The sequence below is a fragment of the Psychrobacillus antarcticus genome (assembly GCF_029533155.1).
GTDB classification, from domain to species: Bacteria; Bacillota; Bacilli; order Bacillales_A; family Planococcaceae; genus Psychrobacillus; species Psychrobacillus antarcticus.
This window is the reverse complement of record NZ_JAIZDB010000002.1, coordinates 179099-193417: the sequence shown is the minus strand read 5'-3', so window position 1 is coordinate 193417 and position 14319 is coordinate 179099. Positions and strand designations below refer to the sequence as shown.

At 34.0% G+C, this 14319-nt stretch carries 16 protein-coding genes and 2 pseudogenes; 5 read left to right on the top strand and 13 right to left on the bottom strand.

Going from position 1 to position 14319, the window contains the following annotated elements:
* The first annotated feature begins 486 nt into the window (after window positions 1-486).
* The gene (locus tag LDK52_RS01975) at window positions 487-669 is read left to right on the top strand and encodes a hypothetical protein (protein ID WP_277584271.1); all 183 of its coding nucleotides are present in this window, start codon (window positions 487-489) and stop codon (window positions 667-669) included.
* Window positions 670-1037: 368 nt separating this feature from the next.
* On the opposite strand, the gene LDK52_RS01970 is transcribed toward LDK52_RS01975, so the two are convergent.
* From LDK52_RS01970 to LDK52_RS01955, 4 genes are all read right to left on the bottom strand, one after another.
* Complete coding sequence (locus LDK52_RS01970; protein ID WP_277584270.1) at window positions 1038-1727, bottom strand: N-acetylmuramoyl-L-alanine amidase family protein; 690 nt, start codon at window positions 1725-1727, stop codon at window positions 1038-1040.
* 345 nt (window positions 1728-2072) lie between these two features.
* A complete protein-coding gene (locus LDK52_RS01965) occupies window positions 2073-2291 on the bottom strand; it encodes a hypothetical protein (RefSeq protein WP_277584269.1) in 219 nt (72 codons plus the stop codon).
* A 13-nt stretch (window positions 2292-2304) separates the two neighbouring features.
* Window positions 2305-2460, bottom strand: a complete 156-nt coding sequence (locus LDK52_RS01960; protein WP_277584268.1) for a YvrJ family protein — start codon at window positions 2458-2460, stop codon at window positions 2305-2307.
* Window positions 2430-2978: a sigma-70 family RNA polymerase sigma factor gene (locus LDK52_RS01955; protein ID WP_277584267.1), complete on the bottom strand. Its 549-nt coding sequence runs from the start codon at window positions 2976-2978 to the stop codon at window positions 2430-2432. Before LDK52_RS01955 ends, LDK52_RS01960 begins: the two co-directional genes overlap by 31 nt.
* 733 nt (window positions 2979-3711) lie before the next feature.
* On the opposite strand from LDK52_RS01955, the gene LDK52_RS01950 reads away from it, so the two are divergent.
* Window positions 3712-3918, top strand: coding sequence for a stage II sporulation protein P (locus LDK52_RS01950; protein WP_407081775.1), 207 nt, complete (start codon window positions 3712-3714; stop codon window positions 3916-3918).
* A gap of 133 nt (window positions 3919-4051) precedes the next feature.
* Here LDK52_RS01950 and spoIIP read toward each other — a convergent pair whose 3' ends face one another.
* Together spoIIP and LDK52_RS01940 are read right to left on the bottom strand one after the other, a co-directional pair.
* Window positions 4052-5104 carry a stage II sporulation protein P gene (gene spoIIP / locus LDK52_RS01945; protein ID WP_277584266.1) on the bottom strand — a complete coding sequence of 351 codons (1053 nt, stop codon included), beginning with the start codon at window positions 5102-5104 and terminating at the stop codon, window positions 4052-4054.
* Window positions 5105-5320: 216 nt separating this feature from the next.
* Window positions 5321-5740: pseudogene (locus LDK52_RS01940) on the bottom strand (C40 family peptidase).
* 320 nt (window positions 5741-6060) lie between these two features.
* On the opposite strand from LDK52_RS01940, the gene LDK52_RS01935 reads away from it, so the two are divergent.
* Both LDK52_RS01935 and LDK52_RS20190 read left to right on the top strand, forming a co-directional pair.
* Window positions 6061-6618 (top strand): TVP38/TMEM64 family protein, encoded by a 558-nt coding sequence (locus LDK52_RS01935; protein ID WP_277584265.1) that lies wholly within the window; start codon window positions 6061-6063, stop codon window positions 6616-6618.
* Between the two features lie 33 nt (window positions 6619-6651).
* Window positions 6652-6768: a four-helix bundle copper-binding protein gene (locus LDK52_RS20190; protein ID WP_479687883.1), complete on the top strand. Its 117-nt coding sequence runs from the start codon at window positions 6652-6654 to the stop codon at window positions 6766-6768.
* A gap of 109 nt (window positions 6769-6877) precedes the next feature.
* Here the strand turns inward: LDK52_RS20190 and LDK52_RS01930 are convergent.
* The 6 genes and pseudogenes from LDK52_RS01930 to LDK52_RS01905 form a co-directional block, all read right to left on the bottom strand.
* Window positions 6878-7330 (bottom strand): annotated as a pseudogene (locus LDK52_RS01930) (DUF1541 domain-containing protein); the annotation flags it as partial.
* Between the two features lie 455 nt (window positions 7331-7785).
* Window positions 7786-8376: a YdhK family protein gene (locus tag LDK52_RS01925; RefSeq protein WP_277584264.1), complete on the bottom strand. Its 591-nt coding sequence runs from the start codon at window positions 8374-8376 to the stop codon at window positions 7786-7788.
* 356 nt (window positions 8377-8732) lie between these two features.
* Window positions 8733-9107, bottom strand: coding sequence for a hypothetical protein (locus LDK52_RS01920; protein WP_277584263.1), 375 nt, complete (start codon window positions 9105-9107; stop codon window positions 8733-8735).
* Window positions 9108-9399: 292 nt separating this feature from the next.
* Complete coding sequence (locus LDK52_RS01915) at window positions 9400-11817, bottom strand: heavy metal translocating P-type ATPase (RefSeq protein ID WP_277584262.1); 2418 nt, start codon at window positions 11815-11817, stop codon at window positions 9400-9402.
* Between the two features lie 84 nt (window positions 11818-11901).
* Window positions 11902-12108, bottom strand: a complete 207-nt coding sequence (gene copZ, locus LDK52_RS01910; RefSeq protein WP_277584261.1) for a copper chaperone CopZ — start codon at window positions 12106-12108, stop codon at window positions 11902-11904.
* Between the two features lie 28 nt (window positions 12109-12136).
* Window positions 12137-12451 carry a metal-sensing transcriptional repressor gene (locus LDK52_RS01905; protein ID WP_277584303.1) on the bottom strand — a complete coding sequence of 105 codons (315 nt, stop codon included), beginning with the start codon at window positions 12449-12451 and terminating at the stop codon, window positions 12137-12139.
* A 230-nt stretch (window positions 12452-12681) separates the two neighbouring features.
* Between LDK52_RS01905 and LDK52_RS01900 the strand changes: the two genes are divergently transcribed.
* Complete coding sequence (locus LDK52_RS01900) at window positions 12682-12822, top strand: hypothetical protein (protein ID WP_277584260.1); 141 nt, start codon at window positions 12682-12684, stop codon at window positions 12820-12822.
* Between the two features lie 51 nt (window positions 12823-12873).
* On the opposite strand, the gene glgA is transcribed toward LDK52_RS01900, so the two are convergent.
* Window positions 12874-14307 (bottom strand): glycogen synthase GlgA, encoded by a 1434-nt coding sequence (gene glgA, locus LDK52_RS01895; RefSeq protein WP_277584259.1) that lies wholly within the window; start codon window positions 14305-14307, stop codon window positions 12874-12876.
* Between the last annotated feature and the right edge of the window lie 12 nt (window positions 14308-14319).

The window sequence follows — 14319 nt, the reverse complement described above, 5'->3', positions numbered from 1 at the left end:
TCGTTTTCATTTTGTAGTACCTTTTTCAAACAGCTAAAACACAGCGTTATACTTTGCAAAATTCGTTAAATAGATGCTCGATAGCGTAGTGCTGTTGTTAATGAAATTGCCTCTATTGTTTATTAGTGTAATTTCATTCATAGTCTCATGCACCACCTTCATTTTTTTGTGCGCTTTAATCACAGGCTAAAAGATGAAGGTTCTATTGTAAGTGAATGTTTACTACTTATCCACAAGAGTTAGTATATCATGTGAGCATTTGTTTACAATGCATCAAACTAACTATTGTAAGTGATTGTATACATTTGATTAGTCTGATAATATAATTAGTGAAGTTAATACTTAATTAAGGAAGTGGAAACAATCGCTACTAAAAAGACAAAAGTGGTATCTGTTAGGTTGTCGGAAGATACACATACACGGTTTGAATATATTAGAAATCAATTATCAGAAATCAATTCTATAGAGATATCACAAGGTAACTTAATGTCCAACATGATTGATTTTTACTTTAAGTACATGGAGAATGTTGATACAGAAGCCATTGCTGAAATACAACGTGTGGCATTAGTGAAAGCTCTAACTGATAAGTTGCCACCTATTGACGAAATACAAGATTCACCTTTACCAGCATTAATTGAAGATGTTCAAGTTGAACTAAATAAATAGACAAAAAAGACACTTGCAATACACATGTCACTTCTGAACGTAAGGATATCCCCTTGGCTCGGTAATAAATTTATATCCTTGACCCCTGCTTTGAATAGTCCTTCTATATCCCTCAGCCACTACTGTTCAGAAAACAACTGAAAAAAGTGAAGAAACGGTAAAGGGAGAAGCTATAATATTTACAAAAATAAACCATACCAATTAATAAACAAAAAATAGACCATGACTCTTTCAATACCAAGAAAAGAAAATAGTAGTAAAATAGATAGTAATGAATTTGGAATTTGATTTTATCTTTAATGAGAGAATTTGCTAATATAAAATTTTAAAACCCCACTCAATTGAGCAGGGCTAAGTTTGTTTCGATTTTATTTCACTCTCAACACTTGTCCAACATAAATGGTGTAATTGGCATCAAGTCCATTCCAATCTTTAATCTGTTGTGCTGTACTATCATATTTTTGACTTAATGAATAGACAGTATCGCCACTCACTACCGTATGGTATATGGCTGTGCTTTTCTTAGGAAGATTAAAACACATAACAATTCCATTCACATGACCTCGGGCTAGAGATTCAATGAAGGAAGCTGATTTTAATTTTGTTGCATCAGTTAAATTATCGATAAATCCATTTTCCGTCAATAGAGCCGACATATTGGATTCACGTAACATGTGAAAGTTCTCCTGTTTTTTCCCACGATCTGCATAATTAACAAGCTTTAAGATTTCCGCATGAATATTATTTTGATAAGTAGTAGTAGGCGTACCTGATCCTGGATAAATATAATCCTCATAGCCTGTCCCACCTCCTGCATTAATATGGACCGAAAGGAGAAAGTCAGCACCCCAAGAGTTAGCTGCATTAGTACGCTGCGTTAAAGTTAGTGTTTGATCTCCGGTTCTACTCATTAATATACTTACATTGTTGTACTCGGCAATCAGAATATCTTTAATTCTAGTGCCAATTTGTAATGTTAGATTTTTCTCCTGTAACCCATTCCCTATTGCACCTGGATCTGTCCCGCCATGACCTGCATCAATGAATACTTTTACCATAAAAAATCACCTCTTCTTAGTTTTGTATTGCTATAATCTTTCTACCTTAGTGGCCAAGTGTATGTTTCATATTTGTTCGAGGACTTCTCTCTTGAGCATCCCTATCACCTTCAACTTATTTGTGAATTGCACTAAGTTTCTACATGCTGTTTGTAATGTTCCACACCTCTAAATTAAACATTGTAAATTTTTTCAAAATCCATATTTATTCCTCCTTTATAATGTATTCATTTATAAAAGGGAAAGAAAAGAGGATAAATACAACCTCTGATAAAATCTTAATTGAGTCGCTTTCTTTTACAGAATTTCTATTTTCTACACGTTTTCACTATTATGATATAATCCCTAAGTGTTCTGTGGTTTATTACCCTCTATTTTTGTTTGATTGATAAAATCGAAGAAACCAGGTACATCTTCTATTTCATTACTACGAATCTTTTTTATTATTAGCTCCAGTAAGTCCTGCTCTAGGTCATCTCGATTATGAATGTTCGTTTGCAAAAGAACTTTTTTTATTTTTGGCTCCAGTAGTTCGATTATTTTTATCATTTCTTTATCAGACATAGCTACCCCACTTTTATGATTTATTTTTATCGAAAACATCAGCTAAAGAACTAATTGCACTTTCTAATGCCTCAATCTTCCTTTCAAATCTGTGTAATAAGTAGATGGATAAGACAATTGGAAAACCAAAGTTTCCGATCAATTGAACAAGAGCTTCTCCTTCAAACATTCTGAATTCACCCCATTTCGCAACTTCTTAATAGCTGTTTTTCTAGTTTTATAAACTGATTGTTGCGATATACCTAATGATTTAGCGATTTCTGTATCTGTCATTTGATGAAGGTATGCGAGCGTTACAATATACTTTTGCTTTTCCGTTAGCTGGGTAAAGCTTTTAAAAAGTTCTTCACTTGTAAGATGATCCTGAAAACTTAACGAAGGTGAGTGGTATTCATAGTATTCATTAAAATTCTGCTCGCAAATCAACTCTGCTCCTCCTGTTTGCGCTGTAGCTAATTGATACCTTTTATTGTGTAAGTGGATTTTCTTATCAAAATGTATACTTTCAAAGTGTAATACTTTAATAAAATAGGAAATTAATCTATACCTATGGTAAAAAACTCTGAAGCGCTCGTCTAATTCCATTTTAATGACATCTGAATTCTTCTTTTGGTAGTTCTCGAACAACTCTCGATTATTTGTATCATTTAAAAATGATACGATTAATTCATTTTCTATTATTTCCATTAAATCATCCTCCTTTAATTAACTAAGGAACGTATGTTCTATTCTCAACAAAAAAATATAAGAACATAATGCTCTTAATATGTTCTTGTATTAAGTAAAAGGGAAATTTCTTAGATGAATAACAACCTTAGAGTGATTTTACTAAATATTTATTTTTTACAGTAATATTATACCACTTTTAAATCACTCCCCTTATACAATATTGTTTCTCGCCACTTATTACTATTGTAACAAATACAAGTATATTCTCTATAACTCTCCAAAAACAATAAGCTAGGAAATATGCTTATATTACTAGTCTAACCATTGCGAATTCAGTTTTTATGGATATTTTTTTATCTCCTATTATTGAATAAAAATTTAATATGTCTATCGAGTACTAAGTCATAAAATAACAAAACGCTTCATTCTCACTATCAGTTTCTATGATTATATAGCGTTACATTTTATCCAACTCCACCTTACATTAACACTTTACCTTTAGAACTATTAACCCATGGCGAATCGGTACCTTTTACCTCATATATTGCATCCCGGATTAGAATGTTACATATTTAACTTGCTCCATCATTTACATTGGCAGTTTATCAAATAAATATGGAAAATCTATGGATTCATTTGTTTATACTAAATGCACGTACCAATGTAGATAATATTAGTCGTAAATTTAAGTGCACATTAAGCAATTTAAAGTATTAAATATTTTCTTGTTTTTCCCTAAACTTTCAACAGAATATCTAAAGGCGTCCTCGGTAATAAAGGAGACCACGTGGACAGTATTTATAATCAAGATCTTGCAAACAATATGGTGTTAATAGAACTTGGTGGAATCGATAATACACAGGAAGAAATTAATCGTACAATTTCAGTTCTAGCAAAAGCTGTTTCCGACCTATTACAAGGTCAATCTAACAATCTAGTATCACATGCAGGAATTTAAATTTTAAAAATAAAATGCACCTTGAAGCTAACGGCTTTTAGGTGCATTTCTATTAACGTAAAAAAACCAATTAATTGAAAAGTAATTGGTTATCGACATAAGTAATGTCTTGGTTCTAATCAAAAGATTGCCTTTACTTTTCTTCATGAAAATAATATTCACTTAAAACATCCGCAAATATTTCTGTAGTTCGGTGAAGCTCTTCTACTGTATTATCTACACCTCCAATTTCCACGATAATGGATTTTGGAGAAATATCTTGATTATAAATTCCATTGCCTTGGTTACTGCTTTTTTGCATTATACCTTTTGACAGTCCAGGATATTGATTATCTAAAATAGTTTGTAACCCTTCCGCAAACGTAAGATTCTTTTCAAAACCTTCATGGCCCGTACCCACGACAAATAACAATTTGGCATAATTTACACCATTCATCACAGTAGTAGTTGAATCACTTCGTAAAGAATCACGATGCAAATCTATAAAGACCTCTAAATCTTTATTATCTTTTAACGCAGCACGTACTTGCTCTCCTGAGACATTGTAAGAACTGTTGTAGTTTAAACCTCTTGTTGCTAGTTCTTGAACGATGTCGGTTGAATCAACTGTCGTTCCTACTCCTCTTCTTTCCAGTGCCCTTCCAAGCAGTTCTCCTACTAATGTAATATTTGCATTCGAGTGATAAGCTTCTTCAGGTTTATCTGCTTCTTCTAAATATGGTAAAAAAGATTCCCTGCTATGAGTATGGTAAATATACAGAACTTCATTTCCTAAAGTTGAATGCGCCCCTGAAATTTCCTTAGTAGACTTCATATTTTCAAAAAGAGCATCAATATTCTTTACAGTAAGTTCGCTTTCGTTAAAGAAAGTATCCATAGTTGGCTCAAATTCATCTCTATCCTCTAGATTCAAGTTAGATTTCACTCCCGTATCTAGATTAGATGTTTCAGTAGGTATCCCATTTAATTCTACAGTTAAATTATTAATTGGTTCAACATGAAAAAAAGGGTAGATTCTATCGTCAAATGTATTTTTTTCCTCTGCTTTAGGATTATAAAAATATGTCATCCAGAAGGCAAAGAGCAAGAGAATAAATAGCAAAATTGTTAAGTATAATAAAACTCTTAGTAAAGTATTTTTCTTTTTCTTTATTGTATTCTTTTCTTTTCTTTGTTTAAGGAGCATGAAGACATTCGGTCCCTCCTATAGTTTCTTTTTCAATATGTAAATTAAAACAATACCATAAAAAAGGATAACAAATAATTATGGATAATATATGGACAAGAAAGGTTTTCTTACCTATTAAAACATAAAAAAGCACAATCATCTATACATTGGATGATTGTACTCTTAAGAAAGTCTCTAAAACTTAGTTATTAGGATTTTTTCCTGTTTCCATAGCTACGATAACCGTTTCGCTCCTGCATATTTAGGTCCCCAATAAGGATCTGTTTTTAAGTTAACTTTTAAAATACCCTTACTTTTTGCAGAGATGAACTCCCCGTTACCCAAATAGATTCCAGTATGAGAAATACCTTTTTTTTATGTATTTGCAAAAAACACTAGGTCACCAGGTTGTAAATTTTCTTTTGCTACTGTTTCCCCGACATTATACTGTTCGGCAGATGTTCTCGGTAAACTAATGTTGAACTTATTAAAAACATTTCTAATATATCCAGAACAATCAAATCCCTCGGGAGTTGTTCCACCAAATTTATATGGAGTACCGTAAAACTTTGAAGCAAATGCTCCTAGTTCAGTTGATGTTGCAGCATTGACTTTATCTGCAGAAAATATTTGTACGGAAAAAATTAAAGACATCACAATTAATAATTGCATTATTCTACTTCTCATTTTACACCGCAGTTAATGTTATTTATTGTAACTTTATCACAAATGATGAAACATTTTCGTTACGGTTTGATCACAAAATCATTACGAATTCCTAGTTCACCTATATTATCCGACAAAATTAAGGACTATAGTTTTATTGTCTCAAACTAATCTGACCTATTAAGTATCTTAATAAAGAAATAAACCCTTTGATTCAACTTAGGTTTACCAATGTCAGTAGTTGCAACTTTAATAATTCAAATTTTAGAAGTAATATAGAGATAAGAATAGATAGGTGGTTTATACTCTTGTACGAATTTTTACAATTTATTCAATCACAAAACATAGCTATAAAATTTATTTTATTGCTACTACTAAACTTGGGCATTGGGGCCGTTGGTTTTGTTCCTAGTTTCTTTATTACTGCAATTAACATTAATTCACTTGGACTGGTTGTAGGGTCCATACTTACATTTACAGGAGAAATCCTCGGGGCACTTATCGGATTTTACCTATACCGCTGGGGCTTTTCTAAAGTACAATCTAAATGGTTTAATCATACTTTTTTAAGGGTTACAAAAAATGGTTCCTCAAAGGATGTTTTTAGACTAATTATTCTATTTAGATTACTCCCATTTGTTCCTTCAGGTTTAATTACCGCAGGAGCTTCTTTGACTTCTATTAAAGCCGGACTCTTTATGATTGCAAGTACTATAGGTAAAATACCAGCAGTAATCCTCGAAGTAGCACTAGTATTTGGAGTTCTTCAAAAAGTTTCAATGAATTACATCTATATATCTATAATTTTAATATGTATTGTGGGTTTATCTATTTGGATTAATAATAAAAGGAAAGAGACTATGTAAGAAAAGTATGCCAACAGATTGCTTTTTGGATAAATCCACATTTTACCTACTTATGCAGAAATTTGTGAATCATTTGTATCAAATTGTGAAAATTTTCAATATACACATTGCCAAGAATTTGCAAAAATTTGCCGTGAAGTGCGGAAATGAGTAGAAAAATGGCTTAATAATTGATAAAAGCACTTCTTATTGAGAAGGGTTTTTATCAATTATTAAGCCTTCTGCCAATCAGCGGAATATTACCGAATTATTTTGCTGACAATTCACTTTCTACTAACCACTTATGATTTGTAACTTTTTCTCCTGTAGTAGAAATATAATTTACCATATACACAGTTGTATCATAAGCACCTACAATTGTAGCTTCAGCACCCTTCATATTAGGCATATGGTCAGCATTTATAATAGCTTTACTTCCAACTGGGAAAGTGGGATTTTCAGCTGCTTTTAAACCTTCTGGAAGTTCTCCTGAACTTGAATGATTCATTTTCATATTGTCCATCATCAATATATTCTGTAACCAAGTTGCATGCCGTTGTTCATCATGTGAGGCATGCATAAAGTGCATTTGAACATGATGAGTTGTTGCTCTTGATGCAATATCTTGATAAAAAGAAGAAGCTTCTAATTCATTTTGAATTGCTTTTTGGACACCTTCGTTAAAATCTCTTGGTATTTCCCCAAATGTAATTTGTGGTTGTTGTCCACCCATCATCCTTAAAATCATTGTGAACCAATGATAATGCTTCATTTCATCGTGCTGTATTCTTAAAATAATCTGTCTGAACTGTTCATTAGGCGTTAATTGAATTAATCTTTGATAAAAATTATAAGCTTGAACTTCTAAAATAATAGCTCTTGAAACGTCTTCTATTAGATGAGCATCACTAGTTAAATCCATTCCCATTCCCATAGGATTGCTACCAACACCATTATGCATATTAAAAATCAAGAAGTTTCCTCCATTTCATTTCCTATGCTAGTATATGGTTCTTTAGTCAAAATGTTTATTTTTTAGCCTAACAATGTATAAAGTGTTCATCACTTTCAAGACTTTCTTATTTTAAAACAAAAAAGACTGTATGCAAACTCGTTTTTTCGAGTTTGTCTACAGTCTGACCTATCCATAAAATGGATAGGTTTTTTGCATGAATATAAAAATATAATTTATTTTGTTGGTGACAATTCACTTTCAGTTACCCATTTGTGATTAGTCACTTTGTCTCCTGTAGTAGAAGTAAAATCAACCATATACACAGTTGTTTCTTCAGCCGAATCAATCTCAGCGGTTGCTCCTTCCATCCCCTCCATATGTCCAGCTATTAGGACCACTTCTGAACCAGGTTCTAATGGTGCATATTGTGGTTCTCCTAATTCTTCATGAATGACCCATTTATGATTTTCTACACGTTCTCCACCAGTTGTAGGAGTATACGAGACAGTATAAACAGTTGTATCATAAGCACCGACAATCGTTGCTTCGGCACCTTTCATACCTTCCATATGATCTGTTTCAATAATTGCTTGACTTCCTACCTCAAAAGTTGGATTTTCAGCTACTTTTAAGCTGGTAGGAACTTCACCTGATCCAGACATATCCATATTAGAATGGTCCATACCCTTATTTTCTTCCGTTTTCATATCCATGTTCTCATGTGTGGTAGTTTTCGTGGTAGTTTCCTCTTCATCACCAGCACAAGCAGACAACGTAATAACAATAACCAACGAACCTAGTCCTATCATTAATTTTTTTCTCATTGTTATCCTCCTCAAAATGCTTCTAAATTTATAAACAGATACACTTCGTTGATTTAACAATCTTACACTGAAATTATGAATAAATTATGCAGACCCACTATATAAAATTATAATGTCCTATGTACCTGTCTTACATTTAATATTCCCTATTTTATTGAATAAAAACTGGGAATTTTAATTTACTCTTAATAGCTATGATAAATTTTTGAATTATATACCGTAGCCCATCGTATAAATAATTTTAACCCAAAAAAAGCATTGACTTTCACTTAAATCAATGCTCTCGTAGTATAAAAAATATCTATAAAATTGATTACTGTTAGTGTTCGCTCGAGGGCATTAAAGTCTAGAAACACTTATATAAAAAACCAACTGATAGAAGCCCAGGAAATCAATAGAAAAACGCTTGATATTGCAAAAAAATACCCAATAAACTGTCTATTCTCTTGGCTTTGCAGTTTTTTATATCCTTTATAAGAGATTTCCCCCATAGCGTACTTTAACCCATTTTCATTTGGTTCGACACTAATTTGTAATCCTTCATTGTTTTCTAAATTGATCCTTGTAATTAGTGATATTTTTTCTCTATTACTTTGCTTAATAATATCTTGTATTCCAACACTTTTCTCTCCAATAAAATCCAAACTTACTGGTTTGTATATAGAATATTTTATTATCTTATCACTTATGGTAAGAGCTTGTTGTTCGATTACATTAGTTGAAAAGCACATAGTTTTCACCTCATAATCATTATATTCAAATCATATTCCGAAAGTACTTAATACGTAAGGTTTCTTGATATGAAGAAACGGAATACTTGTATTTACCTTACAATAAACATTTTAATCGTGCAAACTTGAGGAATTATTCATTAGTAAAAAGTATAGAAGTTTTAACCGCAAGTCTAGATATACAAATTGTAGGTTATCCAGTCCACTTCTAATGTAAGCAGCTTCTTATTGATTTTTTTACACTACCTCAGAAAAATAAAATTAACCCACCGAAGTGGGCAGATATTAACATCTACTTTTCTAGTTTTACTCTTTGAAGTCGCAATGCATTTAACACAACTGATACAGAGCTAAATGCCATAGCCGCTCCTGCTACCCAAGGGGCTAGTAATCCAACTGCGGCAATCGGTATACCTAACATGTTATAGGCGAATGCCCAAAATAGATTTTGCTTAATATTTCTCATCGTTTTGTGGCTCATAATAATTGCATCCGCTATGCTATTTAAGTCTCCTCGAATCAATGTAATATCTGCCGCTTCCATCGCCACGTCTGTTCCTGTTCCAATGGCCATTCCTATATCTGCGACTGCCAGAGCCGGAGCGTCATTAATACCATCTCCAACCATTGCAACCTTCTTACCATTTGCCTGAAGTTTTTTCACTTCTGCAGCTTTCCCTTCAGGAAGTACCTCAGCAATAACATGGTCTATGCCAACCTCTTTACCGATTGCTTTGGCTGTACGTTGGTTATCGCCAGTCATCATAATGACTTCAATGTTCATCTCACGTAAACGCTGGATGGCTTTCTTAGACGTTTCTTTAATTGTATCTGCAACCGCAATAAGACCTGCATATTGACCATCTATACTCGCTAACATCGCTGTTTTCCCATTTGCCTCTAGTTCTTCCATTACTGGCAGGATAGCTAAAATATCTACATTATACTTATTCATTAACTTTCTAGTTCCGACTAGAATTTCTTTTTGATTAACAATTGTTTTCACTCCATATCCAGGAATTGCTTCAAACTCCTGAACTACCTCGAGCAAAATATCTCTATCTTGAATTCCTCTTACGATTGCTTCCGCAAGTGGATGTTCCGATTGTTTCTCTGCTGAACCAACTAAAGAAAGAAACTCCTCTTCATTTACTCCATCTGCTACAATTACATCGGTTAACTCTGGTTTACCATTTGTAACAGTTCCAGTTTTATCCACAATCACTGTATCAATATGGTGCGTAGTTTCGAGATGTTCTCCACCTTTAAACAGAATCCCAAACTCAGCAGCGCGTCCTGAACCTGCCATAATGGAGGTAGGCGTTGCAAGACCAAGTGCACATGGACAAGCAATAACCAGAACGGCAATCAGAGCTTCCAGTGCCGGAGTAATTTCTCCTGGGCTCACCCATATAATCCATATGAAGAAAGTAATAATCGCGATACCAATTACAATTGGTACAAACACACCAGAGATTTTGTCTGCAAGTCTTTGAATAGGAGCTTTCGAGCCTTGCGCATCTTCTACAACTTTAATTATTTGAGAAAGTGCTGTGTCTCTTCCTATTTTCGTTGCTTTCATTTTAATAAAACCATTTTTATTAATTGTTGAGCCAAACAAAGAATCTCCAATTGTTTTATCGATTGGAATACTTTCACCGGTTAACATGGACTCGTCAACAGCTGAGTTTCCCTCCATAACCTCTCCATCAACTGGTATTTTTTCTCCAGGTTTTACTAGAATGGTATCCCCGATTACCACTTCTTCAAGAGGAATTTCCATTTCCTTTTCATCTCTAAGTACTAAGGCTGTTTTAGCTTGAAGTCCCATAAGCTTTTTAATAGCCTCAGATGAACGCCCTTTTGCTTTTGCTTCAAAAAGTTTACCTAATATGATTAGCGTAATTAGCACGGAGCTCGTTTCAAAGTACAATTGAGCAGTATGATGCTCACCAATGGTTATGATGGCCTGATACACACTATAAAAATAAGCCGCGGATGTACCCATAACAACTAGCACATCCATATTGGCACTCCCGTTTCGCAATGCCTTATAAGCACTTACATAAAACTGTTTCCCAATGATAAATTGGACGGGTGTTGCAAGAGCCATTTGCACCCATGGATTCATGAGAAACTCGGGCATGTAAATAAATGATGTAAAGGAAAAATGACCGACCATCGTCCACAATAATGGTAGAGACAAAATTGCGGATATAATAAATTTTTTCTGTTGTTTTTGAATAGCTTGCTCTCGGTAATCTATTGCTTCTTTGTCATCTTCTTTATTAATAGCGCCGTATCCTAATTTCTCCACTTTCGCAATAATATCCGAGACGTTAATCTGAGAAGGGTTATATTCTATAGTTGCATTTTCAAGCGCCAAATTAATGTTTGCAAATGATATTCCCTCTAACTTATTAAGACCTTTTTCAATTCTCGTAGCACATGCCGCACAGGTCATTCCTGTTATAGCAAACTCTTTTTTCTCCTTCGCAACGCCATACCCTAAATCCTGAATCTTCTTTTCAAGATCTTTATTCGACAATTTCTCTGGGTTATATTTAATCATAGACCTTTCAAGAGCCAAGTTGACGTTGGCATGTTCTACGCCATCCATTTTATTTAGACCTTTTTCTATTCTTGTTGCACAGGCCGCACAGGTCATTCCTGTAATTTGTAGGCTAGTTTCTTTTACTTCACTACTCATTTTATTTTCACCTCTCCTTTAAATACTACCGGGGGGTATATACAGATGTAAGAAAGAGAGTGCCTAAATAGCACTCTAACTTTTTTATTTCACGTCATAACCTTGGTCATCAATTGCTGCCTTAATTTTATCTACATTTACCTTTTCTTGATCAAAAGCTACTTCCACTTTACCTAAATCTAAATGAACCTTCACTTCTTGAACACCATCTAATTTACCTACACTACCTTCAACAGCACTCACACAATGACCACATGTCATTCCACTTACATTCAATGTTACGTTTTCCATCTTTTTCACTTCTCCTTTTAGTCTATACTTATTTTTTCATTAATTTTTGAATCGTAATTAATAATTCATCCAGTACTTCATCATCACCTTCAGCTAACCTGTCCACTACACAGCCTTTTAAATGTCCTTGTAAGAGCACTTTAGCAACACTATTTAGAGCGGACTGAGTTGCAGAAAGTTGCGTGATAATATCATCACAATAGACGTCTTTATCTACCATGCCTTTTATTCCTCGGATCTGCCCTTCAATACGGTTTAATCTATTTGTTAGATCTTTTTTCACATGTTCAGGATGATGACTTTTTCTACAAGATAAATCAGATGTGATTATATTCTCTTCCATAATATTATCCAACTAAGCAACCTCCTATCCTTATTTCTATTATACAGTACCTGCAGGGGGTATGCAAAGAGTTATGTTTATTAAAAAAACAGATTGAATAACAATTTTTCCCGTTTGGCTCCAGCTATATCCCAATAACCCTTTTCTGTCCTGAATAGAATTACAAGTGCTAATCACTTTGAATAATGCCACTTATACTGAGCACATTAACTCAAGGAGGTGACGATACGATGTCAAATAAAAGAAAACCAAACTTTAAGAAGAAAGAACCAAATTCAAGAAATGACAATCAAGAAGAGTTTGCCCAAGACTTAGATTCCAATAAAACGAAACATAAAAAAACGCAACAAAATAACCAACAAAATCGATAATACAACTACAAAAAGAATGGTTTTCAACAACTTGAAAACCATTCTTTCTTATTAATCAGATTCCAGGAGTTCCTCATACAATTGGAGATATTGATCTGAAGATGAAGACCAGCTAAAATCTAGTTCCATCGCTTGCTCTACTAAGTTTCTCCATTTAGTAGGATGGGAGCGAAAAAGTGCAACTGCACGCTCAATTGTAGACAGCATTTCATGGGCATTATAATTAGCAAAGCTAAATCCATTTCCTTCTTCGGTTATTTCATTATAAGGAATTACCGTATCCTTCAAACCACCTGTTTCACGGACGAGTGGCAAGGTTCCATAGCGAAGTGCGAGCAATTGTCCAATGCCACATGGTTCAAATTGAGAAGGCATCAGAAACAGATCAGAACCGGCATAAATTTTCCGTGCCAATGCTTCATCAAAATACATATTGGCTGACACTTTATCGGGATAAACTTCTTGAAAATATCTGAATGCCTCTTCATACTGCTGATCACCTGTACCTAATAACACAAACTGAACATTCAAACCGAGAATTTCATGGAAGACATGTAGAACCAAATCTATCCCCTTTTGATCAACTAATCTTGTAACCATTGAAATTATTGGGATATCCGCGTTTATAGTGAGACCAAGTGTTTCCTGTAGATACTCTTTATTGACCATCTTGCCTTTATAATCGTCGTAAGGAAGAAATAAATTTTCATCACTAATAGGATTATAGGAGTTATTGTCAATCCCATTGACGATTCCTAGAAGATTTGCCCCTCTTTTCCGTAAAAACCCATCCAGTTTTTCCCCATAATAGGCAGACTGTATTTCTTTTGCATACGTTGAACTTACAGTGGTCAGGCAATCGGCAAAGGCCAGTCCTCCTTTAAGGTAACTGACATCCCCATAAAACTCTAAGGCGTCCATATGAAAATAACTTTCGCTTAAATCGAGTAAATCAGAAAGCACCGATTTTGGATATACACCTTGGTAGCGTAAATTATGAATGGTAAACACCGTTTTGATGCCCTGATAAAATGGATTGTCTTTATAATTGGCTTTCAATTGAACAGGTAGCAATCCTGTTTGCCAATCATGGCAATGAATAATATCAGGCCGTTCCTCTAGATATGGTAAAACTTCCAGGACGGCTCGAGAAAAGAAAGCGAAACGTTCACCATCATCGCCAAAGCCATAACTGCCATGTCTGTTAAAATAATATTCATTATCGAGAAAGTATATTGTTATCCCTTGAAAATGCAATTTCTCTATCCCGCAAAATTGACGTCTCCAGCCTACAGACACTTCAATGCTTTTGATCCATTGCATTTGTTCTTTATAATGCATTGGAAGATCACCATATTTGGGTAATATTACGCTGACATTTGCACCCTTTTCTTGTAAAGATTGAGGCAATGCGCCAATAACATCACCCAGTCCCCCGGTCTTTATAAACGGGGCGCATTCTGAAGCTGCAAATAAAATATTCATGCCGATGGACCT